Genomic DNA, 23078 nt, shown 5'->3' with positions numbered 1-23078 from the left:
TATTGATACAAAATAATAACATTTGATATACATTTGTACCTTTTATTTGCATTTAATATTGCTCATTTCATTATTTGTGGTTCAAAGCTGAAGGCTTAAATATCCACAAAAAGCCTGGGTACATAATTTGCAGCAATACCAAGTACCTAGGATTTAAGGACTAAGCATGAATACTGAGTTGATACAAAATGAATGGCTAAATGAGCCTTGGCTGGTTGTCATTGGAGGCACTGCACTAGCCGCTATCGCTTTGTTCTTATTGAGGTTTGTAATTATCTATTGTTTAAAAAAATGGACTCAACGCACTGACTTTGTGTTCGACTCTTTATTGGTTGACTCACTCTCTACACCATTGACCTTGTGCACAATGATGGTGCTTGTGATCATTTTTGGTCAGTTATTGAACACCACCGGCTTTATGGCTGAGCACCCCTTACCTATTGCGGCCACCGCTAAAGCCATTTGTATTTTTGCCTTAGTGTTATTTTTAGATCATTTCTTATTTGGTACCGTTGATTATTACAGTGCCCGCTCGGTGGTGGTTTCGAATAGTCATAGCATCATTAAAGGCTTGATCCGCTGTGCAATTGTGTGTGTTGGCTTATTGGTGTTATTAGGCACGTTAGGCATATCAATCACCCCAGTTATTGCCTCATTAGGCATTACCTCTCTTGCCGTCGCTTTGGCTTTGCAACCGACACTCGAAAACTTTTTTTCTGGCGTGCAGTTGGTGATTGATAAACCAATTCGGGTCGGCGACTTTATAGAGCTTGAAAGTGGCGACCAAGGGTTTGTTGAGAAAATTGGTTGGCGCTCAACCTGGGTGAAAATGTTGCCGAACAACATGATAGTCATCCCCAATAGTCAGCTGTCTAAATCACGCATCATTAACTACTTTTATCCCGAAAAAGAGCTCAGCGTCCCCGTTGAGGTGGGTGTTCATTATGGCTCCGACCTTGAAAAAGTTGAGCAAGTAACTTTGGATGTAGCAAGACAGATCTTAAAAAGCCATAAATGGGGCATCGATGATTACGAGACCTTTTTGGTCTTTCATACTTTTGACCAATCAAGCATCAATTTTACGGTGATGTTAAGAGCAAAAGAGTACTTTAACCGCTTTTGGGTAAAATCTGCGTTTATCAAAGCATTACATCAACGTTACGCAAAAGAAGGAATTGTGATCCCTTACCCAATCAGAGCTATAAATACCAGCCAAGAATCGGCTCACTTTAAACAGGCTGATTGACCTAACTGAAGTTATCATAATTGCACATTCATCAGGTTTTTTTTGTCTCTTTTGAGACATTATTAACAGCGATTATACATATGCAATCAGCACCTTGAATTTTTACTCTAAAATGTCATAAAAATCGCATAAACACTGTGACATACCTATTTTAGAGGCGTACTATATGCGGCCAGAAAGTGACTGCTTTCTGCGTCTTGTTATAAAAATATTTAAGGTCAAACAATGAATGCTTGGTACCTCATTTGTTTTCTTTCAGCATTAGCTATTTTTATTGCTTTTGCTAACCAATTCATCCTCAAAATGCAAACTACAATTGCTATAACAACAGGTTCTGTTGTTATTTCTCTACTTCTTATACTTGCCGTTAAAATGCTTGGTGATACCACCGCCCTCGAAATGACTCAAGTTGTCTCCAGTATCAACTTTAATCAGTTGCTATTAAAAGGGATGCTCGGCTTTTTGCTGTTCGCGGGTGCGCTAGAAATCAACTTAGCAGCCCTTCGAAAGCAACGGTGGGAAATTACCGCATTAGTGTTATTTTCAACAATAACCTCAACGGTCATTGTTGGTTACTTGAGCTATTATTTGTTTGCTTTTGTTGGCTGGCCCGTGCCGTTTATTTACTGTTTATTGTTTGGTGCTTTAATCAGCCCAACCGACCCGATTGCAGTGTTAGCCATTATTAAACAAATGCGAGCCCCAGAAGGTATTTCTGTGCAAGTTGAAGGTGAGTCTTTGTTTAATGATGGTATTGGTTTAGTGATTTTCACAACGATATTTTCAGTGGCCTTTTATGGCACCGAAGCTACCTTTACTGACGTTGCAGAATTGTTTTTAGTTGATGCAATTGGCGGTATCGTGTTTGGTCTGGTGATTGCGTTAGTCGGGCATTTTTTAATTATTAATAGCCGCGATGTGAACATTCGTTTGCTACTAACCCTGACCATTCCAACAGCCGGCTTTGCAGCAGCAAATATTTGGGAAATCTCAGGTGCCCTTGCTATGGTCACCAGTGGTATCTTACTTGGCAATATTACTCGTTCAAAAGCAACAGAGCGTACCGGGCCTGAAGATACTCGCTACGTGAAAGACTTTTGGCATGCCACAGATAGCTTTTTAAATGCCTTGCTGTTTTTGATCATCGGAATGCTAATTGTCACTATGCCTATTACTCTTGAAGAAATTGGCTTAGGTTTACTCATGGTGCCTGTGGTGTTGCTGGCTCGTTTTTTAAGTGTAGGCACGCCATTTGTATTTTTTAAAAAGTACCGCCAGTACGATAAGCACTCAGTGAAAATACTCACTTGGGGTGGCTTACGGGGTGGTTTAGCGCTTGCAATGGCAGCTGCCATCCCACGCGATCAAGTAATGATCGCAGGCTCTGATTTACATGACTTGATTGTTATTGTCACTTATGTGGTGGTGATCTTTTCGATTATCGTACAAGGTTTGACAATATCGCCGTTGATCCAAAGCAGTATTCAATCAGCAGAAGCGAAAAATTAAGCACTGATTTTTACTTTAAAGGCTCGATTATCGAGCCTTTTTTTGTGCTTTATCGGAATACATTCGTGCGTCTGCAACAGCAAGTAATTTAGTCAGCGAGCAAGGCTGCTGATCTGAAAAATCGGCAATGCCATAGGAAAAGCTAAGTTCAACTTGATTATTAAAACTATTAGGTAAGTGACTGAATGACATAAATAAACGCTGCATAATAGCCTCGCAATCACTGGTATTTAAATCTGTAAACAAAATTACAAACTCATCACCGCTCAACCGCGCATATAAATCCGCTTTGCGACAGCAGCTTTCCAGCAACCTTGCAAAATCTTTTAGCAACCGATCGCCTGCAGCATGACCGAACTGGTCGTTAATTGCTTTAAAGTTATCTAAATCTATAAATACCAATTTTGCTTTTAAATGCTGGCGAATGCATAAATCAAGGTAATGTTCAGCTGTGCTAATAAAACCCCGACGATTGGGTAATAAGGTAAGCTCATCTGTGGTTGCTAATTGCATAACCGCAAACTCACGCTCGACAATTGCTGCAAAGTCTTTTAAAACTTTAGTATCTTTATTGTTAAAACTGCGAGGTTGGTGATCAATAAGGCACAAAGTGCCAATTCTATTTCCTGATTTAAGTGTGATTGGGCAACCTGCATAAAAACGAATATTTGGGTCACCCATTACCAGCGGGTTATCTGCAAAACGTTTATCGTTTAAGGCATTTTCAACCACTAGGGGGTCTTTATATAAAATTGCATGGGCGCAAAAAGAAATGTCTCTTGCAGTCTCTGTCACATCTAACCCCACACATGACTTAAACCACTGTCGATGCTCGTCAATTAAGCTAATGACACAAATTGGCACAGAGAAAAACTGTTGGGCAAGGCGAGTGATTCGGTCAAAGGCGGGGTCGCTCTGAGAGTCTAATACATCCAAAGAGCGAAGCTCTTCAAGCCTTGCTTGCTCATTTAACGGCACTGCTGGTCGTTCCATTAGATTGCCTTTTGATCAAAATCACATGTATTTCTTAACCCTAGCAGAAAAAAATGGTCTATTGCATACAAACAATTTCTTAAATTTCTGCTATGCCCATGTATCTAGGTGTTTATTACCCTCTTCATCTTCTTCTATGGCATTTTTACCGCTTTTATCATCTTTTTTAGCAGCTTTTTTTCGTCGCTCTATTTCTCGTTTTTGGCGTTTTTCAAGTTCAATTCGCTGCACGTTCGCATCTTTTACGCCCGCAATGTGAAATGCGCCTTTACTTTCTAACTGTAGCCGTGTAATTCGACCTAAAAAGGGGATCATGATATCCATTTGTACCTCCTATCTATCCATTTATTATCGGCGGTTATAGCATATACTTTAATTTCGCAAAAAAATGCTTGCCAAATATTAGCAAAGCATGTTTATCTATATACGTAACTTATTTAAAAAGATTTACGCACTGGTTTATACAAACGAGTGCAATACAGGAAAAATTATGCGCTTCAATCTGACAACTATCCATCATCACCATCATTCACCGGAATAGCCTGTCAGGTTTTTCGCTGAGAGGTTATTCCTAAAAGGAACCTCTGGCGAGCAATCAACCCAATTATTTATTTTCGCCCTGAGGTTCCCTCGGGGTTTTTAGTTTTTGAATTAAAGGAAAATGAATAATGAGCAATACCAACCGTTTACGAATCGCCATCCAAAAAGGCGGCCGCTTATCAAAAGACTGCCAAGAGTTGCTAAAGCAACTTGGTGTGAAATTAAATCTTCGTGAACAACGTTTAATCGCACACTCTACCAATATGCCAATTGATGTACTTCGTGTACGCGATGACGATATTCCGGGCCTAGTAATGGACGGTGTGTGTGATTTGGGTATCGTAGGTGAAAACGTACTTGTTGAAGTACAAGCCGAACGCGAACGCCAAGGTATGGAATTCGAAGTAAACAAACTTTCTAAGCTTGATTTTGGTTACTGTCGCCTTGCACTTGCATGGCCGCAAGAACTTGGTCCACAAGATAAAAGCTGGTTCGAAGGTAAACGCATTGCCACTACCTACCCAGAAATCTTAAGCCAATACCTAAAACGCGAAGGTATTAACGCAAGCACAGTTATGTTAACGGGCTCTGTTGAAGTTGCGCCCCGTGCTGGTTTAGCTGATGCAATTTGTGACTTAGTATCTACAGGTGCAACGTTAGAAGCAAACGGCTTAATGCAAGGCGATACCATCTTAGAATCAAACGCATGTTTAATTCAAAACAAGAATCTAACTGATCAAAGCAAACTTGATTTAATCAATACGCTAATGCCGCGTTTACGTGGTGTACGCCAAGCAAAAGAAAGTAAATACATCATGCTACACGCACCAAAAGCAAAGCTTGATGAAGTATGCGACTTACTACCTGGCACAGGTCAACCAACTTTACTATCGCTTGCTGGTAGCGACGATTATGTTGCGCTACATATGGTTAGCAGCGAAACCCTTTTCTGGGAAACAATGGAACAGTTAAAAGCACTAGGCGCTAACTCAATTCTTGTTATGCCAATTGAAAAAATGATGGAGTAATTATCCATGTTTCGCTGGAATGAGGAAAATCAACAAGCACAGCAGGCGGTACTTACCCGCCCTGCTGTTACTGCAAGTAAAGAGGTTGAAGCAATTTGCATCGACATCTTAAATGCAGTTAAAGCACAAGGTGACGCAGCGTTATTAAAGATGGCAAAAGAGTTTGATAAGCGCGAAACACCGCGCTTATTAGTGCCAGTTGAAGAAATAAACCAAGCTGAGCAGTTATTATCAAACGAGTTAAAAGCCGCTATCGAAACGGCCTACGCCAATGTAAAACGCTTTCACCAAGCACAATTACCTAAAGATATTAAGTTAACAACGCAACCTGGCGTATTGTGTGAACTTAAATATCAAGCCATTGAAGCGGTAGGTATTTACGTGCCAGGTGGTAGTGCGCCACTGCCATCGTCAGTAATTATGCAAGGGGTGCTTGCACAGTTGAGTGGTGCACAAACCGTTGTGCTTACTACACCTGTGAAAGCCGATGAAACTATCAACCCTGCCATTTTATATGCGGCAAAACTATGTGGTATTAAAACCATTGTAGAAAGTGGCGGCGCGGGTGCGATTGCAGCGATGGCTTACGGTACAGAATCAGTGCCTAAAGTGAACAAGATTTTTGGCCCGGGAAATAGCTTTGTCACCATGGCAAAACAACTTGTTGCGCAAACTATTCCGGGTATGGCGATTGATATGCCAGCTGGTCCTTCTGAAGTGTTAGTGATTGCTGATGAGCGTGCAAACCCAGGGTTTATTGCGGCAGATTTATTATCGCAAGCAGAGCACGGCGCTGATTCGCAAGTTATTTTACTGTGTAACAGCGCACGCATTATTGAAAAAACACAGCAAGCATTAACAGAGCAGCTAGCAAAGTTAAGTCGTAAAGACACTGCCGAGCAAGCCCTTGCTAACTCAAGCTTGATATTAGTCGACTCGGTTGAGCAAGCCTTTGCGGTGTCTGCTCAATATGGTCCTGAGCACCTTATTCTACAGCTTGCTGATGCGCAGCCTTATTTAAGCTTAGTGAAAAATGCCGGCTCAGTATTTGTGGGTGATTACACTCCGGAGTCTGCCGGTGACTATGCATCGGGTACTAACCACGTACTACCAACGTATGGTTACAGTGCGACTTATTCGAGCTTAAACTTACTGGACTTCTTTAGAACTTACACAGTGCAAACCATCAGTAAAAATGGCTTACGTGAATTATCTAAAGCAATTTTACCTTTGGCTGCAGCAGAGGGGCTTGATGCTCACGCTAATGCTGTTTCAATTCGTCTTGAGGCTATGAACAATGAGCGATAATTCAAAAATAACAACGCTGTTGCCAGATAACATTGCAGCGCTTACAGCCTATAGTTCAGCGAAAAGTGAAAAACTAACAGGCACAACGTGGTTAAATGCCAATGAAAGCCCGTATTCACGTACGCCAAATATCAATTTAACTGATTTAAATCGCTACCCAGATCCGCAGCCTCAGCAAGTGATCACTCGTTACGCTTGCTATGCTAATTTAGAGCCAGAGCAAGTACTGATGACTCGTGGCGCTGACGAAGGTATTGAACTATTAGTACGTACTTTTTGTAGCCCTACTAAAGATAGCATTGCACTCTTTTTGCCAACTTACGGCATGTACAAAGTCACTGCTGATACCCACAACATTGCGATTAACGGTTTAACTCAAGAGCTGTTATTAAAAGGCACGGTTGATGAGATTGTCACTGCAGTTGCTGATTCAAAGTTGGTGTTTATTTGTAATCCAAATAACCCTACCGGCAGCATGACAAGCCTAGACAAAATCAGAAAAATCACCCAGCAACTTGCGGGTAAAGCGATTGTAGTGGTGGATGAAGCTTATATAGAATTTTGCCCAGAACAAACAGCGGCAAGCCTGATCAACGAGTTTAGTAACCTTGTGGTACTAAGAACCTTATCAAAAGCATTTGCACTTGCGGGTTTAAGAACAGGCTTTACGCTAGCCAACAGCGAGCTACTTGCGCCTATTCGTAAAGTGATTGCGCCTTACCCTGTATCAACGGTGGTTGCGAGCATTGCCGCAGATGCATTAAGTAGCGACAACATCGCTTCAATGCGCCGTCAGGTAACGATTTTAAATAGCTTAAAAACCAAACTAAAAAATTGGCTTGAGCAATCACCTGCTGTTATCAAAGTACTGAGCGGTGAAGGTAACTTCGTCACCTTAAAACTAAAAGACAAACAATCATTTAATATCGCACTTGAGCAAGGACTCGTGATGCGTGCCTTCACTTTATATGGCGAAAATGATTGGTTACGAATTTCTATCGGTAACGAGCAAGAACTAGAACAAGTAAAAATTTGGTTAGATGGCTTATCACTGACCAGCAATACAGTAGAACAGGAATTATCATGAGCAACCCGTATTTATTTATTGACCGCGATGGCACGATTATCGAAGAGCCTATCACCGACAAACAGGTTGATAGCCTAGAAAAATTAGTGTTCTTGCCGAATGTGATCCCTGCTCTATTACAACTTCAAGCGGCAGGTTACCGCCTTGTGATGGTTTCAAACCAAGATGGTTTAGGCACTGATAGCTTCCCGACCGCTGATTTTGATATTGCCCAAGACAAGATGATGGATATCTTAAACAGCCAAGGGATTAAATTTGATGAAGTTCTGATCTGCCCTCACTTTGATGAACAAAATTGTGACTGCCGTAAACCAAAAACTGGTTTACTTACTGAGCTGATGCGCTCAGGTAAAGTCGATTTAGCACGCTCATTTGTGATTGGCGACCGCCAAACAGATATCGGACTTGCTAATAACTTATGCTGTGAAGGCATTTTGTATGACGGCAGCTGGGATGCCATTGTCACTAAGTTGACAACCGCGAACCGTGAAGGCCGTGTCACTCGCAACACCAAAGAAACGCAAATCGATGTACAAGTTAATTTAGACCAAACAAAAAATGGCGAAATTAGCACTGGCCTTGGCTTTTTCGATCACATGCTTGACCAAATTCGTACACACGCCAACATCGGACTTAATATTCAAGCCACTGGCGACTTACACATTGATGAGCACCACCTAGTTGAAGATATCGGCATTGCACTTGGCCTTGCCCTTAAACAAGCGCTAGGTACAAAAACGCAAATTGGTCGCTATGGCTTTGCACTCCCTATGGATGAATGTAAAGCAGAAGCGCAAATTGACTTATCGGGTCGCGCCTCGTTTGTATTAAATGCCGATTTTAGCCGTGAAAAAGTGGGCGACTTAGACGTGCAAATGGTTGAACACTTCTTTAAAAGCTTAAGTGATAATGCCGCCATGAGCCTAATTCTGTCGGTTAGCGATGGTAACTGTCATCACCAAGTTGAAGGCTTATTTAAAGCGTTTGCAAGAGCACTTCGCGCTGCGATTGCAAAAGATGCCACACAACAAACTGCCAGCTCTAAGGGGTGTTTATGATTGCCATAATTAATACCGGTTGTGCCAACATTAACTCAGTTCGTTTTGCCTTTGAGCGCTTAGGGAAGACGCCAGAGGTGATCACCTCCCCTGAACAACTGAAAGGCTTTGAACGTGCGATTTTACCAGGCGTAGGTCATGCTTCTGTTGCCATGAAACGCTTAAAAGACGGTGGTTGGCAGCAAGCAATTGATGAATATCAGCGCCCGCTAATGGGCATTTGTTTAGGCATGCAATTACTTTGCGACAGCACAGAAGAAGGTAATGTTGATTGCCTTGGCAAAATTCCGGGTGTTGTTAAGCACTTAGAAGTGGGCACATTAACCTCACCACACATGGGGTGGAATGACTTAAGTGTGTTAAAAGAGCATGCCCTTACCAAAGGGTTATCTGCGCAAGATCAAGTGTACTTTGTGCATAGCTTTGCGCACACAGTAAACGATGCCACCCTAGTTAGCGGTGAATACGGGCAAGCTTTTTCTGCGATTGTTGCCAAAGATAACTACGCAGGCATGCAGTTCCACCCTGAGCGAAGCGCCAAAGTAGGCACGCGACTTTTACAAAACTTTTTAGATTGGCAGCTGTAAGCGCAGCAAAAAATAAGAGAAATAAACGTGATTATTCCAGCACTCGATGTATTACAAAACCAAATTGTGCGCTTATACCAAGGTAAGTATGATACAGCACAATTTTACCCTTACGAACTTGGCGCACGCTTACAAGAGTACGCAAACAGCGGCGCAGGCAAACTGCACCTAGTTGATTTAGAAGGCGCGCGCGATCCAAATAAAAAACAGTGGCAGCATATTCAAGCTGCAACCAAAGCGCTTAATGTGCCTTATCAAGTGGGCGGTGGTATTCGCTCAGAGCAAGATGTTGCTGACTGGCTTGAAGCCGGTGCTAATCAAGTCGTGATTGGCTCAATGGCCGTTGAAAAGCGCGAACAAGTAAAGGCCTGGATAGAAAAGTTTGGCAGCTCTCACTTTGTTATCGCACTAGATGTTAATAAAACTGACAACGGCTGGGCACCCGCAACACATGGTTGGTTAAGTGAATCTGAGTTTGGTTTGTTCGAACTTGTTGATTTTTACGTGGCACTTGGCGTGGTTGATTTTCTGTGTACTGACATCAGTAAAGACGGCACCATGACCGGCCCTTCGTTTGCACTTTATGAAGATTTAACCAACCACAACAGCGAGATTAAAGTTCAAGCTTCAGGCGGTGTAAGCTCACTGGGTGATATTGCAAAGCTGAAGAAACTTGGCGTTGGCGGTGTTATCTTAGGTAAATCATTGCTTGATGGTGCCTTTAATGTTGAGGAGGCGCTAGCATGTTATCAAAACGCATAATCCCTTGTTTAGATGTAAAAGACGGCCAAGTCGTTAAAGGTGTTAAATTTAAAGGCCATGAAGTGGTTGGTGATATTTTAACGCTTGCTAAGGCATACAGCGATGCCGGTGCGGATGAACTGGTGTTTTATGAAATCAGTGCCAGCGTCGAAAAACGCCTACTTGATGTTAATTGGGTAGAGAATATTGCACGCCATATTGATATTCCATTTTGTGTGGCTGGCGGCATTAAATCTGTTGCCGATGCAGCACGTGTTTTAGAACGTGGTGCAGATAAAATCAGTATTAATAGCCCTGCAATTGCTCGCCCTGAGCTTATCAAAGAATTACACGATGAGTTTGGTAAACAATGCGTAGTTGTGGGCATTGATAGCTTTTATGATGAAAACACTGGCGAGTATTTAGTCTACCAGCTAACTGGCGACCCAAATGCATCAAGCCGTACTCGCTACAAAACCGAAGAATGGGTTAAGCGCGTGCAAGACCTAGGCGCTGGTGAAATCGTACTCAATTGCATGAATCAAGATGGCGTGCGTAAAGGCTACGACAATGTTCAGCTATCGAAAATGCGCGCTTTGTGCGATATTCCACTGATTGCTTCGGGTGGCGCAGGAACGATGCAGGACTTTGTTGATGTATTTCAACAAAGTCAAGTTGATGGCGCGCTCGCTGCCAGCGTATTTCACAAGAACGTCATTGATATTGGCGAACTAAAACAATTTTTAACTGATAATAATGTAGCGGCAAGACTATGCAATTAACCAAAGACACTCTTTCTCAAGTCGACTTTGCCAAAAGCGAATTGATCCCAGCTATTGTGCAAGACGCAAGCTCTGGGGTAATTTTAATGCAAGGCTTTATGAATCAAGATGCATTAGCTGCCACTTTCGACAAGCAAAAAGTAACCTTTTACTCGCGTTCTAAAGAGCGCTTATGGACCAAAGGCGAAACATCAGAAAACTACCTTGAAGTCGTCTCTGTACACACCGACTGTGATTACGACTCACTATTAGTGCTGGCAAACCCACTTGGACCAACATGCCACCTAGGTACACAAAGCTGTTTTGGCGATGATGCTAAACCTAGTTTGTCGTTTTTAGCTGAGCTTGAACAAGTGATTGTCTCGCGTAAAGACGATGATCCAAGCAAAAGCTACACAGCGTCTTTGTTTGCAAAAGACTTAAGCCGTAGTTGCCAAAAAGTGGGTGAAGAAGGTGTTGAAGTTGCCCTTGCAGCCATGAAACATGATAACGATGAATTAACCAATGAATCGGCAGACTTATTGTATCACTTAACTGTGTTATTACAGCGCCAAGGCCTATCATTGGCTGATGTGGTGAGCTGTTTACAAGGCCGCCATAAGTAAATGATGTTCAGTTAGATGCACTTTTTTAGGTGCATCTTTTTTAGTGTTTCTTAAATCCACTCTTATCTACCCTGTGCTTTAAAACATCACGGGTAAAGTCATGTTCACTAAAGCCTTTAAGTCCTGCAAGGTCACCTCCTCACAAATAGTGTGATTTTAGAATCCATTGCAACAACAGTAAAAACGTGAATTGATGGTCAACTTAAAATAAATGCAATAAATTCAACAATATATATAATTTCATTATTTGATTAGTAAGTCTAATTATGGTCTAATTCAATTGAAAAGGACAAAGAAGAAGGATTCTTATCATGAATAAAATTTCATTATCAATTGCTACCCTTTTAGCGATTGCATCAACATCAGCATTTTCACAAACAATTACTTTTACTGGCTCTGCGCATTGTAGTGAAGATACTGTGAAAAAAACTTCAGCTTTAAACGAGCTAATTGCTACAAATGGCGATTTATCAGCACTAAAAGAAGTCTCTTTAGAAAATGTTGGCGCAACCGCTAACGGATACTTTATTTTCAACCCAACATTTTCAAGAACTTCACGTTACTTCAATTGTGCAATTCCATTGAACGATAACATTGGTCAATACCAACTAACAGTTCACGGTACTACTCAAGGTTTAAATAACTCTTTTGGTGGTTGCTCAATTTCACAGATTAAAAAAGTAAATGATGGCAACAGTGAAGTATGGCTTAAATATGGGACTGGACAGGGTTTTGATTGGATTAGCATATCTGATCTAAATAACTCATCTAAACAAAGTGTTAATTTCACAACAAGTTTAGATAATAATTATCAAGACAATTCTATTCTTTCATTGACATGTAGAACAACTTGGCAGCAAGGAACTGTTTCAGTTGGTCAAATAGAAATAAATTATTAAACTAAAAAATTTGTCCTTTTTAGTAGGGCTTGATGATTCAAGCTCTACTTAATCGTGTATATCAGAATGTTAGTCTTATTAAATGTTCTATTTCGTACATAGAAAATACAGGTACATTTATTAATCCCACTTATCGCAGTACTTTGTAATTATTAGCCTTAACCTTAGAATTCATAAGTTCAGCCTATTATTTTTATAAAAAATTTTTAAACCCTTTAAACCTTTTTTATCAGCACCTGCGACTAAGCTAATAACACCACAGATATGAAAGGGAAGAACCATGTTAAATACAGTAAAAACACTCTCACTCATTGGCGCAAGCTTATTATCAGCACAAACTTTTGCTTGGGGTGATATGCCACTACAAGAAACAAAAAACCTAACGCTAGATGCAGCCTCATTAAGCGCTTTGAAAGTAGAAGTCGGATCTGGTTTTTTACACATAACCGGTAGTGACAGTGATGAAGTAACCGTTAAAGCCGAGATTTATCAAGAAAAGCCTCATGATGAATACTGCTTAAACCTTGAAGCTAAAGGCAATAGCGCAGCACTTAGTGCAGGCCAGTGCGATTACCACACCAATAAGCAAACTCGCATTGATTTAACTGTTGCGAACCCTCGTTCATTTAATGTAAATGTGCACGATGGCTCTGGTGAAATTATTATCAGCAAAGTCGCTGATACAGTGATTAACGATGGTTCAGGTTCAATTACCGCAAATGACATTACAGGCACATTAGAAATCAATGATGGTTCGGGTAGCATAGAGGCACGTAATATCAGCCGTGATATTAAAATTCATGACGGCTCAGGTAATATTGATGTTGCCAATGCACAGGGCAATATTGAAGTACATGATGGTTCAGGCGGTATCGATTTAAATGATATTTCGGGTGATGTTGTCGTTTCAGATGGCTCAGGCAGCATTCGCGTTGATACTGCAGCAAACTTTGAGTTACTAAGTGATGGCTCTGGTTCAGTAAAAGTGACCAACATTGCTGGTAAAACTAAAATGTAAGCCTGCGCTTTTACCATATACGCAACTAAAATGCCCTCCTTTACGAGGGCATTTTGCTTTGTAATCACCAATCTTTATTAGCATTTTTACAAGGGCTTAGGTATCCTTTAGGAAACGTTTAAGGAACTGCTATTTAAAAGGATAGCCTGATATGAAAAAGCCACTCGCCGCCTTACTAACTGGCCTTGTTTTAACCGGTTGTACAGGACTAACAACTGAACAACAAGCGGCCATTGATAACTTAACCCCTTGCGAGAAAATTAACGCCCTATTAGGTGCTTACGACAACCGCTTTGAAGGCTTAAAACGTAGCCGTGTAAATACTAAATACATGGAAACATGGACAGCGAAATACAACCTTATTGCCGATAACTGTCAAATCACGGCGCTTGATAAAGACAATGTTACCTACCGCTGTGTAGGCAACTACGAGCAACAGCAACAAGCTGTCGCTGATCACACCCGTGCGGTTAATTTTACCCAAGCTTGTTTAGCGGGTAATAATTGGCATCAAACACAAAAAGAGTCAGCTGAATCGTTACGCACCACGTTTGTGCTTGACGAAAACAACCCTGTTATCTCAATTCATTCGGGTAAAACCCTATCACGCAAACAGCCTTGGTCTACCACTCTTGAAATTGGTAAGCCAATTGAAGGCAAGTAATACACTCATGAAGGCTATATTAGCCTTCACATCACTATGACAAAATCAAAAAAACCAACCAGCCAATTTAAAACAGATTGCATCGGTCAATGTCATCGCCTAAATGGCTATTGCACTGGCTGTGGTCGCAGTAATGATGAAATTTTTGATTGGATCATTTTATCCGAGCAAGAAAAGCAAGCGATTTTAAATACTCCTCGCCCTGACATAAAAGCGAAATAGTTCTGACACCCAAGCGTCATTAAAGCTTGTTAGCCTGACTCAAACTGACCATCAGGTAACGATAATGACCGCTATTTTTGTAATTAACTTAGCAAGCTCTACTGAACGATTAAACCGTGTTAGCCATGAGCTAAATGCACAAAATTTGGCATTTGAACGCCTTGATGCAATTGATGGTAGAGAGCTGTATGATACAGAGATAGCCAAGCACTATAGTGCTGATTTAAACCTAAAAAAATACCACAAGCCATTGAGTAAAGGTGAAATTGGATGTTACCTGAGTCACAGAAAAGCATGGCAAACCATTGTCGATAGGCAATTAGATTACGCCATTATTTTAGAAGATGACTTTGTTCTCGACCGCTCTATTCACAGTGCAATTGAAAACATTAGTACATTAAAACAGCCTTGGCAGTTAATAAAATTGGCCGCTTATAAAGACCGAAGTCGGGAAATTGCCTTTACAAAACACCTTGCCGATGAGCAACACTTAGTCATTCATAAAAAGCTTATGTCCGGCTGCTGTGCAACGGCTGTTAGTTTTGAAGGTGCAAAAGCGCTGTTAAAAGCCACTGCCACATTTGGCCGCCCCGTTGACTGCGATTTACAGCATGTGTGGGAAACCGGTGTTTATGGATACTCTTTGCTGCCCTACCCAGTGTCACAACCCGATAATTCACAAAGCGATATTCGGGATAGATCAACCAAAGTCAAAAAGTCATTTTGGCGACGTAAAAAACAGCAGCTACAAAGTGCACTACTAAACGCAAAATACACTAAGCAGTTTGTAAAAGCGCAACTAGTATCAAACAAACAGAAAGGAGCCGCAGCTCCTCTCTTACCAATCAAAAATCATTAACGATTTAATTTACTTGGCTGTTATTTAGCTTGATTTGGGTGGTCAACACCCATCCATGCTTTAAACAATGCCATTTGAGCTGGTGTTGCATCTTTTAATGCTTTGACCTTTTTCTCTTTATCAAAATCTTCGCTAAGTGTTAGCGTTGTGCTTTGCAGTGCATCGCGTCGAATGAAATCAACAGTCACTGTGTCGCCTGCTTTGAACGTTTCGAGGCTGGCTGTTAAATCTTTACCCACATGCTTTTTGTTAAACGCGACGATTTTATCATCCGTTGTTAAGCCCGCTTGCCATGCAGCGCTACCACGGCGAACATGAGTTAGGGTGAGTAACTCACCGCTGTTTTTAGCAAACGAATCAATACTCGGTACTGATTTTGCGCCTTCTGGGCGAATTAAACCTAAGCCTACTTTTGCAAGTAGCTCATCAAAGTCGATAGCAGCTGGCTCGTCCACATTCGATTGCCACCAAGCACTGTAATCACGACCAGTTAGCTCTTTTAAAATCGCTTTAACATCATCTGGCGTAAAACCATCTGGTAAACGGTGCTTGTTATAAAGCGCACGGTGTACATCGCGGTAACTAATTTTGCCATCGCTTTTTTCTAGCAAATCAATATCGAGTGCCATTGAAATCAACGCACCTTCTAAATAGATATTAGTGCTGTAGTTGCGAGCGTGGTCGCCGCCTTGATTAATCCACTTATCAAAACTGGTTTCAGTTGCGCTTTGTACTTCACGACCCGGTGTTTGTAGGTGGCGATTAACGGTTTTTGTTAACGTACCGAAGAACTCATCGGTTGTTTCAATACCAGCGCGCACCATTAAGTGATCTTCAAAGTAGCTGGTTGAGCCCTCTGCAATCCATAATGTTTTCGCGTAGTTAATATTGGTGTAGTCGTACGGTGCGATACCTTTAGGGCGGTATGCTTTTACGTTCCAAGTATGAATAAATTCGTGTGCTGCGGTGCTGATAAACGCAAGGTAATCTTTACGAGAACCAAAACGGTCACGTGGGCGCTGGATAATTGTTGAGTTTAAATGCTCTGTTGCACCGCCTGCTCCTGACGTAGCATGCACCATAAATACATAACGCTCATACGGGTAGCTATCCCAAATTACATTACCGGTTGTCACTAGCTTTTTAAGGTCAGTTAGCATTTGATCTACGTCGTAGTTGCCTTCACCCCAAATAACTAACTCATATTCACGGCCATCAACGGTGAACTTGTGTAGCTCGTTGATACCCGTTTCGATTGGTGAATCAACTAAAATATCGTAATCAGCGGCTTTAAAACTGTGTTTAGAGCCCGCATTTTCCATACCCGATACTGAACGCCATGCTTTTGGTACATCTAGTTCAACTTTAACTGGATCTTGACGGAATGATTCACTGAACATGAAAAAGCCTGATGCATCAATGAAGGCATGGCTGTCATCAATATGACGAGCACGTTTACCTAGCTCGTTAGCGTAAACTTGGTAATCTACATTGACTTGAGTAGGTTCGTTTAGGTGAACACGCCAAGTGCTGTGGTCAATTTTTTCCCACTCTAACGCCTTACCATCATCATCTTTTGCTTCGAAAAAGCGCACGCCATTGGCAAGATTTAAAATTTCGTAACGACCAGTACGCCAAGCAGGAAGTTTAATATCTAAATGTGCTTGTGCAGTTTGCGGAAACTCAACACTTACATTACCTAGGTGGTGTTCAGGCTGAGTAATAGACAGTGAGTAGTTTACATCTGCAACCGCACTGCTAGAACAGGCCGCCAAAATAGACATGGCCAAAAACTTTTTCATAACAACTCTTTTTATTACTATCAAAATTACGAAATAGACTAACAATTGCGATAAAGAATGTGAATTAAAAACCGATAAACAGCCATTGCAACAAGTTTGATAGACAAAATAGCTAAGTTTTTGACTTGGAACCTACATTTCGTACTATTTTGTTGTAAACTTAGCTTATAGACAGTTGATTAATAACGGCGGTATTACTCGGTGCAGCAACAGCATGATCTTCTTAATAAAAAGTTAAAACAAGCAATCGATGCCCGCACGGTTGTTGAGGATGCACGCAAACACCAAGTTGAGGTTCTTTCTCAGTTTGCTGCAAAGTTATCTCTAAGTTGTAAGGGCTTAGATATTGAGTTAGATAATCGCCTCGCTAAGTTTAGAAGTGCTCTGAAAAAAGGGGTTGACTTTAACCTTCTTTCACCTTTTATTGATGATGTTCTAGGGCTATTAAAACACCAAGAAGCAAAGCAAATTGCTTTACAACGCGAACTTAACAACAGTGTCACTGATGCAGGAAAGCAGCTACAAAAAGTAAAAGGTTTACCGGATGATGCCCGTCGTTCTTTACGCCATTTGCTTGATCATGAGTTAAATAACATCCAATCTAACCATGACTTTATCCCTTTATTATCTAAGCTGGTAATAATTTATCATCAAGCTTTACAGGCAAAGCTTTCGACAAAAAGTGAAACTGAATCACAAATTAAACCCGAGCTTGCAGCCGAACTACTTAACCTAGCAAATGATCTCGTTTTAGAGGATGAAAGCGCTGAACAAATCAAAGCAGTAAAGAATAACATTACACATAACGACTGTATTGATGATTTACTTGATTCTGCTCTAAAAATTATCACGATTATTACTCGTAATATGAGTAAAGAGCGTCAATCAGCACAGAGTTTTTTGATCTCTTTAAATCAAACGATTGAAGATTTACATCATTCAATTGTTTCAACCAGTAAACATTCTGAGTCACTTAGCGCTGAGTACGAGTCGCTAAATAAGCAAATAGAAGCAAAAATTAAAAACCTTAATACTCAGACGCAACAAGCAACGTCAATATCGTCCCTCAAAGAGCTAGTCGAAGAAGAGTTAAAATCATTAAGTGATGATTTAATTGCAAAAGAAAAATTAGAACAGAGTGAAAGAGAGCATTTATTAAATAGCTTTAACGACATTAATAAAAGAATAAGTCATTTAGAAAGCAAACTCTCAACTTACAAAAAACGGTTAAATGAACAACGCTATAAAAGCTTACTTGATGGTTTAACAAAGCTACCAAACAGAGCCGCTTTCGATGAACGTTTTAATCATGAATTTCATTTATTTAACATCCAAGAGTCTGATGTGACATTTGTGGTGCTTGATGTCGATCACTTTAAATCTATTAATGATAGGTATGGCCACAGTGCTGGCGATAAAACATTGCAAGTTATTGCTAAAGCACTACAAAAATCAATTCGTAAATCAGACTTTATTGCCCGTTACGGTGGTGAGGAATTTGTGTTATTAATGACAGGCATGTCTATTGAAAATGCAGTTAGCTCTCTTGAAAAACTGCGCAAAAATATTCAGGCAATACCGTTTAAATTTAAAGATAAGCAAGTAGAAATCACTATTTCTCTTGGTGCTACCCAACTTAAAAAAGGTGATACCCCGCTGATTGCTTTTGATCGTGCCGACGATGCTCTGTACAAAGCAAAAAATGAAGGACGAAATAAAGTTTGCATTAGCAAATAAAGCCCTTATCTCAATGGTGAGGTCTTTGACACACAATGATAAAGGCTCATAGATGAGCCAGGAGAGTGCTTATGTTAAAACAACTGAATCCTACAGGTGTACTGGATTTACTATCGCAACTAGAAGTTGATCTACTCGAACAGTCATCCACCAGCGAGCGCTATAAATTATTTAGGAACTGTGTGCTCGCGGTTCTCAATGTGGGCAGCCACACCGATTCAAGCTCTGAAATTTACAATAAATACGAAGACTTTGATATTCGCTTATTAAGCCGCGAGCGTGGTATTAAAATTGAACTTGAAAACCCACCCGAATCCGCTTTTGTTGATGGCGAAATTATCACTGGTATACATGAACATATCTTCTCGGTTATTCGCGATATTCTGTTTATTTGTCAAAAATACGAAAAAGACTTAACAGAGCAAAAAACCATTACTCATATGGTCTTCGACATGCTGCGAAATGCAGGCGCACTGAGAGTGAATAGTGATCCGAGCATGATAGTTTGCTGGGGCGGCCACTCAATTAACGAAGTTGAATACAAATATACTAAACAGGTTGGCTACGAACTCGGCCTTCGTGGCTTAAACATTTGTACTGGTTGTGGCCCAGGTGCAATGAAAGGCCCAATGAAAGGTGCCACCATCGGCCATGCTAAACAGCGTATTACAGATAATCGTTACTTAGGTTTAACCGAGCCAAGTATTATTGCCGCTGAGCCACCTAACCCGATTGTAAATGAATTGGTGATTTTACCCGATATCGAAAAGCGCTTAGAGGCATTTATTCGTACCGCACATGGCATTATCATTTTCCCAGGTGGTGCAGGCACTGCAGAAGAGTTGTTATACCTTTTAGGTATTTTGTTGCATCCTGATAACGAAAAACAATGTTTACCAGTGATCTTAACTGGACCTAAAGAAAGTGAAAACTACTTTATTGAGCTGTGTAAATTCGTTGAGAAAACACTCGGTAAAGCGGCGCTTGAGAAATTTGAAGTAATTATTGATGACCCTGAACGTGTGGGTAAAACACTCAAAGCGAAAATGGCTGATGTGCGTGAATACAGAAAGAGTCAAGGTGACGCTTACTACTTTAACTGGACGCTAAAAATCGACCATGATTTCCAACAGCCGTTTGCACCAACTCATGCTAATATGTCGAGCTTAGATTTACATTTAGATCAACCAACTCAGCAACTCGCAGCTAACTTACGCCGAGCATTCTCAGGCATTGTTGCAGGTAATGTTAAAGACGAAGGTCTACAAGCCATCAAACAACATGGCCGCTTTGTACTCAGTGGTGAGCCTTCGTTAATGGCTGATATGGATAAGCTGCTGGCAGCATTTGTAGATCAAGGTCGTATGAAGTTGCCTGGCAGTAAGTACATACCTTGCTATGAGATCAAAGCTTAACAGGAGACTATGTGACAACCCAATTACTTTTAATAGATGCGCTAAATCTTATTAGGCGCATCTATGCTGTTGATAGTAATCAGAGTCATCACAGTGAAGAGCATATGATAAAAGCAAGCTGTGCCCGAGTGGCACATGCTTGCAAAAAGTTACGCCAGCAAACGAATGCGACTCACGCGATTGCCGTGTTTGATGGTGAAAGAAGCTGGCGTTATCACTACTTTGAGGCCTACAAAAGCACTCGTTCACCAATGCCTGACACTCTCAAGCAAAACTTATCACGCTTTAAACAAGCAATTGAAGACACTGGCATTGTGGTGTTTTCACCTGATAATGATGAAGCCGACGATATAATTGCTACTCTTGCTTACAAGGCCGCATCTAATAATGTAGCTTCGACTATCGTGTCTACCGATAAAGGGTTTTTGCCGTTTTTATCTGAAGAAATAGCTATCTATGACTACTTTAAAAAGCAATACATTGAAGTTGAAGATATTAAACAGCGCTTTAATGTACCCAGGCATCGACTTGCTGATTTTTGGGCTTTGGCAGGCGATAAAACCAATGATATTCCTGGTGTTAAAGGGATCGGTAATAAGTCGGCACAGCAATTAATTAATGATTATGAGTCGATAGAAGCGGCCATAAACGACGATGAGCTAAACCCTACTCTTAAACGCAAGCTAAGCTCAGAAATGGAGATGTTTGTGATATCAAAAAACCTCGTTATGCTGCGTACTGATATTAACTTAGGCTTTAGTTTAAAGCAGCTAAGGCTCAATTAGTCGCAATCTCGTAGCACAGTTGGCCAACTGAGCGTATACTGAAAATTCGCGTTAATTTTATAGAGTTACACATGTTTAAAAAGGTTTTCCAATATCTGGTACTTGGGTTAGGTGTTTATGCACTCATAGCAACCCTCGTGATCACTTTTTATAAAGATGATCCGCAAGCCATGATCTGGCAAGACCGTGAAGCCTTCAATAAGCGATATATTGCAAAGCTGTCTGTTGATAAACCTGAAAATCTAAATGCGGTGCTTGATTATTTAGGCAGCCCCGATCTAACCTATGCAAAACGCACCGAAGACAATGTTTGGCAAATAATTTTTTACCGCACTCAGCACGTTAAATCCGATGGAATAACGACAATAGACGAGTGCACGGGCCTACTTTTTAAGAATGGTCAGTTGGTGTTATGGGGGCCAAGTGCCTATGAAAGCTATCAACAAGAAACCTAAACGCTTATGATGGAAAATGTAACCCCTCGGGAGCTAGCGCGCTTATTTGATAGTACGCACCAATTACTTAAACTTTACCATCAAAAGCAAAAATGGTCTCAAATCTTCCCTTTATTAAGTAACCTTGCTGAGCGGTACTACCTATTATACCAAGCCTACCCAAAAGGGATGCAAGCGCAATTAAGCTTGTATGTAGCGAACCACGGCTACACCACAAATTTAGTCGTAAACCAATGTGTTGTAGCCTGCATTTTATGCCGTAGTCTTAATTACAACCAAGCTATTAGTGAGCAAATTATTAGTTGCTGCTTAGCTAATTACCTGTGCGTGCAATCGCAAAGTAATAAATTAGCAGCAAGTAAAGCACTCACCCCGCAAGATAAAAAACTTTGGCAATGCCGTCATCAATTAGCAGCAAAGCTTCTAAAAGAGTCAGGCTCGCATACGCTACCTATTCAGCACTTATTAGCGCGTTTAAATAAGTATAAACAAGCACTACTCAGTGCACCAAAAATTATGATTTACGATGGTGCAACAACCTTAGTTGCTTTGGCTAATATTATTGCGATGAATACGACTTATCGCGAGTCAGGTGGGCATATAAGCGTGTACAAAGCCTTAGCTGATATATATTTGCGTACACCGAACGAATTTGCACAAAATGCCATAAAAGCTCTGATTGCGCATATTGGCCCTTACATTCCGGCCAGTGAAGTAAAATATGCCGAACAAGTACTTATCTATTTAGCGACAGATGAACATGGTCGTCATATTTTAGTCGATGTGAGTCGTCCTGAAAAAATTCGTTGGCATCGCATCAAGGCAAGCTTAACGACTTGCGCTAAGCAAAGGCCTTGTAAAGATACTCGCTTGCTCTACACAGTATGGTTTAGTGAGAACATAAGTTTTGCTGAGCCACAACCAATAAATGAGCAACGTAGGCAACAATATTTAACGTTAATTAGTGCATTAAAAGTATCAAAAGAATATAGCTATCAAGGTTTAAATAAGCTTTTAAGCCCCTACCCTGAATTAATAACACAGCTCACTGTTGCCGCTAAACCCTATAATAAAGAGCAGCAAAGAGCTAAAGACTTGCGCCATTGTTTATCTATGGTCGGATACGATAACGCCCCTGCGATTATTCAAAAAGTATTGTTTCAACGCTTAGTCGCAACCACCTCTCACCCACTTTTTCAGCATATATCTAAGCGGCTTGAAAACATGGTACGTATTATCCAAGCGTTATTTAAACACACCGATTCAATTCAATTTGAGCAGGTTGCTTTGCCATTGTATGCCTATGTTCTTTATCTTTGTGAACATCAAGCAACCAGTATTTCCCGTAAAACGGTATTTGAGCAAGCTGAAAAACAAGTGATTAGCCCTCCTCTTGGCTGTTTGTTTGGGGTTAGTCAATTAAACCAAGAACCACTAACGGCGTATTTAAATCAACTGATTGGCGATAACAGTTGGACACAACATTTACTTGGTAGTGAGCAACATGATAAACAAACACTTGATATCAATGAAAAGCATTGGGTCGCGATTAAGCTATTTACTTATTATGTTTTTCAGCCAAAAGCACTTTTTAGTAGTTGGCAGGAACAAATTATTTTCGATAGTTTATCGGCCGCTGGATGGCAATCAAAAGCAGATTTTTATGCATATCTCAAAAACTGTGAATTTGCAGACAATTTTTAGATTGTGTTGTTAAAAAGTGCGAAAACGTTAAATA

General features: G+C 40.8%; 23 protein-coding genes. 20 read left to right on the top strand and 3 right to left on the bottom strand.

Annotated features, from left to right (window positions below; genetic code table 11):
• Window positions 1–166 precede the first annotated feature (166 nt).
• Together BIZ38_RS08135 and BIZ38_RS08130 are read left to right on the top strand one after the other, a co-directional pair.
• The gene (locus BIZ38_RS08135; RefSeq protein WP_187490073.1) at window positions 167–1246 is read left to right on the top strand and encodes a mechanosensitive ion channel family protein; all 1080 of its coding nucleotides are present in this window, start codon (window positions 167–169) and stop codon (window positions 1244–1246) included.
• A gap of 225 nt (window positions 1247–1471) precedes the next feature.
• Window positions 1472–2755, top strand: a complete 1284-nt coding sequence (locus tag BIZ38_RS08130) for a cation:proton antiporter (RefSeq protein ID WP_054552023.1) — start codon at window positions 1472–1474, stop codon at window positions 2753–2755.
• 27 nt (window positions 2756–2782) lie between these two features.
• Here BIZ38_RS08130 and BIZ38_RS08125 read toward each other — a convergent pair whose 3' ends face one another.
• Together BIZ38_RS08125 and BIZ38_RS08120 are read right to left on the bottom strand one after the other, a co-directional pair.
• Window positions 2783–3748 (bottom strand): sensor domain-containing diguanylate cyclase, encoded by a 966-nt coding sequence (locus BIZ38_RS08125; protein WP_187490072.1) that lies wholly within the window; start codon window positions 3746–3748, stop codon window positions 2783–2785.
• A 90-nt stretch (window positions 3749–3838) separates the two neighbouring features.
• Complete coding sequence (locus BIZ38_RS08120; RefSeq protein ID WP_054552021.1) at window positions 3839–4072, bottom strand: hypothetical protein; 234 nt, start codon at window positions 4070–4072, stop codon at window positions 3839–3841.
• 344 nt (window positions 4073–4416) lie between these two features.
• Between BIZ38_RS08120 and hisG the strand changes: the two genes are divergently transcribed.
• The 13 genes from hisG to BIZ38_RS08055 all read left to right on the top strand — a co-directional run bounded on the left by hisG (window position 4417) and on the right by BIZ38_RS08055 (window position 15146).
• Entirely contained in the window at window positions 4417–5316 is a 900-nt protein-coding gene (gene hisG / locus BIZ38_RS08115) for an ATP phosphoribosyltransferase (protein WP_187490071.1), read from the top strand.
• 6 nt (window positions 5317–5322) lie between these two features.
• Complete coding sequence (hisD, locus tag BIZ38_RS08110) at window positions 5323–6624, top strand: histidinol dehydrogenase (protein WP_187490070.1); 1302 nt, start codon at window positions 5323–5325, stop codon at window positions 6622–6624.
• Entirely contained in the window at window positions 6614–7711 is a 1098-nt protein-coding gene (hisC, locus tag BIZ38_RS08105) for a histidinol-phosphate transaminase (RefSeq protein ID WP_187490069.1), read from the top strand. The genes hisD and hisC overlap by 11 nt, the downstream gene beginning before the upstream one ends.
• On the top strand, window positions 7708–8769 hold the full coding sequence (gene hisB / locus BIZ38_RS08100; protein ID WP_138616622.1) for a bifunctional histidinol-phosphatase/imidazoleglycerol-phosphate dehydratase HisB: 1062 nt from the start codon (window positions 7708–7710) through the stop codon (window positions 8767–8769). The genes hisC and hisB overlap by 4 nt, the downstream gene beginning before the upstream one ends.
• Window positions 8766–9356: an imidazole glycerol phosphate synthase subunit HisH gene (gene hisH, locus BIZ38_RS08095; protein WP_063707478.1), complete on the top strand. Its 591-nt coding sequence runs from the start codon at window positions 8766–8768 to the stop codon at window positions 9354–9356. Before hisB ends, hisH begins: the two co-directional genes overlap by 4 nt.
• A 27-nt stretch (window positions 9357–9383) precedes the next feature.
• Window positions 9384–10118 carry a 1-(5-phosphoribosyl)-5-[(5-phosphoribosylamino)methylideneamino] imidazole-4-carboxamide isomerase gene (locus BIZ38_RS08090; protein ID WP_187490068.1) on the top strand — a complete coding sequence of 245 codons (735 nt, stop codon included), beginning with the start codon at window positions 9384–9386 and terminating at the stop codon, window positions 10116–10118.
• The gene (hisF, locus tag BIZ38_RS08085; RefSeq protein ID WP_054552014.1) at window positions 10100–10879 is read left to right on the top strand and encodes an imidazole glycerol phosphate synthase subunit HisF; all 780 of its coding nucleotides are present in this window, start codon (window positions 10100–10102) and stop codon (window positions 10877–10879) included. Before BIZ38_RS08090 ends, hisF begins: the two co-directional genes overlap by 19 nt.
• Window positions 10870–11484 carry a bifunctional phosphoribosyl-AMP cyclohydrolase/phosphoribosyl-ATP diphosphatase HisIE gene (gene hisIE, locus BIZ38_RS08080; protein WP_187490067.1) on the top strand — a complete coding sequence of 205 codons (615 nt, stop codon included), beginning with the start codon at window positions 10870–10872 and terminating at the stop codon, window positions 11482–11484. The genes hisF and hisIE overlap by 10 nt, the downstream gene beginning before the upstream one ends.
• A 311-nt stretch (window positions 11485–11795) precedes the next feature.
• Entirely contained in the window at window positions 11796–12383 is a 588-nt protein-coding gene (locus tag BIZ38_RS08075; protein ID WP_187490066.1) for a hypothetical protein, read from the top strand.
• Window positions 12384–12663: 280 nt separating this feature from the next.
• Window positions 12664–13401, top strand: coding sequence for a hypothetical protein (locus BIZ38_RS08070; RefSeq protein WP_187490065.1), 738 nt, complete (start codon window positions 12664–12666; stop codon window positions 13399–13401).
• Window positions 13402–13552: 151 nt separating this feature from the next.
• Window positions 13553–14065: a hypothetical protein gene (locus BIZ38_RS08065; protein WP_175080654.1), complete on the top strand. Its 513-nt coding sequence runs from the start codon at window positions 13553–13555 to the stop codon at window positions 14063–14065.
• Between the two features lie 36 nt (window positions 14066–14101).
• Entirely contained in the window at window positions 14102–14287 is a 186-nt protein-coding gene (locus BIZ38_RS08060; protein WP_138600737.1) for a DUF1289 domain-containing protein, read from the top strand.
• Between the two features lie 64 nt (window positions 14288–14351).
• Window positions 14352–15146 carry a glycosyltransferase family 25 protein gene (locus BIZ38_RS08055; protein WP_187490064.1) on the top strand — a complete coding sequence of 265 codons (795 nt, stop codon included), beginning with the start codon at window positions 14352–14354 and terminating at the stop codon, window positions 15144–15146.
• A 20-nt stretch (window positions 15147–15166) separates the two neighbouring features.
• On the opposite strand, the gene BIZ38_RS08050 is transcribed toward BIZ38_RS08055, so the two are convergent.
• A complete protein-coding gene (locus BIZ38_RS08050) occupies window positions 15167–16948 on the bottom strand; it encodes a M61 family metallopeptidase (protein ID WP_187490063.1) in 1782 nt (593 codons plus the stop codon).
• 201 nt (window positions 16949–17149) lie between these two features.
• Here BIZ38_RS08050 and BIZ38_RS08045 point away from each other — a divergent pair, with 201 nt between their 5' ends.
• The 5 genes from BIZ38_RS08045 (at window position 17150) to BIZ38_RS08025 (ending at window position 23044) form a co-directional block, all read left to right on the top strand.
• Window positions 17150–18685, top strand: coding sequence for a GGDEF domain-containing protein (locus tag BIZ38_RS08045; RefSeq protein ID WP_138600731.1), 1536 nt, complete (start codon window positions 17150–17152; stop codon window positions 18683–18685).
• 71 nt (window positions 18686–18756) lie between these two features.
• On the top strand, window positions 18757–20100 hold the full coding sequence (gene ppnN, locus BIZ38_RS08040; RefSeq protein ID WP_054552005.1) for a nucleotide 5'-monophosphate nucleosidase PpnN: 1344 nt from the start codon (window positions 18757–18759) through the stop codon (window positions 20098–20100).
• A gap of 11 nt (window positions 20101–20111) precedes the next feature.
• Window positions 20112–20885, top strand: coding sequence for a flap endonuclease Xni (gene xni, locus BIZ38_RS08035; protein ID WP_187490062.1), 774 nt, complete (start codon window positions 20112–20114; stop codon window positions 20883–20885).
• A 71-nt stretch (window positions 20886–20956) separates the two neighbouring features.
• Entirely contained in the window at window positions 20957–21340 is a 384-nt protein-coding gene (locus BIZ38_RS08030; RefSeq protein ID WP_054552003.1) for a DUF3192 domain-containing protein, read from the top strand.
• Window positions 21341–21346: 6 nt separating this feature from the next.
• Window positions 21347–23044, top strand: coding sequence for a hypothetical protein (locus BIZ38_RS08025; RefSeq protein ID WP_187490061.1), 1698 nt, complete (start codon window positions 21347–21349; stop codon window positions 23042–23044).
• Window positions 23045–23078: the final 34 nt, after the last annotated feature.

Origin of the sequence: Pseudoalteromonas sp. BZK2 (assembly GCF_014349195.1) — a bacterium.
Classification (GTDB): domain Bacteria; phylum Pseudomonadota; class Gammaproteobacteria; order Enterobacterales; family Alteromonadaceae; genus Pseudoalteromonas; species Pseudoalteromonas simplex.
Note: the sequence above shows the minus strand (reverse complement) of the source record. Positions and strands in the feature narration are given on the sequence as shown.

Excerpts from the sequence above, each read along its gene's own strand:
- BIZ38_RS08135 (WP_187490073.1), top strand. The coding sequence starts at position 167 with ATGAATACTGAGTTGATACAAAATGAATGGCTAAATGAGCCTTGGCTG.
- BIZ38_RS08075 (WP_187490066.1), top strand. The coding sequence starts at position 11,796 with ATGAATAAAATTTCATTATCAATTGCTACCCTTTTAGCGATTGCATCA.
- hisF (WP_054552014.1), top strand. The coding sequence starts at position 10,100 with ATGTTATCAAAACGCATAATCCCTTGTTTAGATGTAAAAGACGGCCAA.
- BIZ38_RS08130 (WP_054552023.1), top strand. The coding sequence starts at position 1,472 with ATGAATGCTTGGTACCTCATTTGTTTTCTTTCAGCATTAGCTATTTTT.
- BIZ38_RS08030 (WP_054552003.1), top strand. The coding sequence starts at position 20,957 with ATGTTTAAAAAGGTTTTCCAATATCTGGTACTTGGGTTAGGTGTTTAT.
- hisD (WP_187490070.1), top strand. The coding sequence starts at position 5,323 with ATGTTTCGCTGGAATGAGGAAAATCAACAAGCACAGCAGGCGGTACTT.
- BIZ38_RS08120 (WP_054552021.1), bottom strand. The coding sequence starts at position 4,072 with ATGGATATCATGATCCCCTTTTTAGGTCGAATTACACGGCTACAGTTA.
- BIZ38_RS08070 (WP_187490065.1), top strand. The coding sequence starts at position 12,664 with ATGTTAAATACAGTAAAAACACTCTCACTCATTGGCGCAAGCTTATTA.
- hisG (WP_187490071.1), top strand. The coding sequence starts at position 4,417 with ATGAGCAATACCAACCGTTTACGAATCGCCATCCAAAAAGGCGGCCGC.
- hisIE (WP_187490067.1), top strand. The coding sequence starts at position 10,870 with ATGCAATTAACCAAAGACACTCTTTCTCAAGTCGACTTTGCCAAAAGC.
- BIZ38_RS08055 (WP_187490064.1), top strand. The coding sequence starts at position 14,352 with ATGACCGCTATTTTTGTAATTAACTTAGCAAGCTCTACTGAACGATTA.
- ppnN (WP_054552005.1), top strand. The coding sequence starts at position 18,757 with ATGTTAAAACAACTGAATCCTACAGGTGTACTGGATTTACTATCGCAA.
- hisH (WP_063707478.1), top strand. The coding sequence starts at position 8,766 with ATGATTGCCATAATTAATACCGGTTGTGCCAACATTAACTCAGTTCGT.
- hisC (WP_187490069.1), top strand. The coding sequence starts at position 6,614 with ATGAGCGATAATTCAAAAATAACAACGCTGTTGCCAGATAACATTGCA.
- hisB (WP_138616622.1), top strand. The coding sequence starts at position 7,708 with ATGAGCAACCCGTATTTATTTATTGACCGCGATGGCACGATTATCGAA.
- BIZ38_RS08065 (WP_175080654.1), top strand. The coding sequence starts at position 13,553 with ATGAAAAAGCCACTCGCCGCCTTACTAACTGGCCTTGTTTTAACCGGT.
- BIZ38_RS08050 (WP_187490063.1), bottom strand. The coding sequence starts at position 16,948 with ATGAAAAAGTTTTTGGCCATGTCTATTTTGGCGGCCTGTTCTAGCAGT.
- BIZ38_RS08025 (WP_187490061.1), top strand. The coding sequence starts at position 21,347 with ATGATGGAAAATGTAACCCCTCGGGAGCTAGCGCGCTTATTTGATAGT.
- BIZ38_RS08060 (WP_138600737.1), top strand. The coding sequence starts at position 14,102 with ATGACAAAATCAAAAAAACCAACCAGCCAATTTAAAACAGATTGCATC.
- BIZ38_RS08125 (WP_187490072.1), bottom strand. The coding sequence starts at position 3,748 with ATGGAACGACCAGCAGTGCCGTTAAATGAGCAAGCAAGGCTTGAAGAG.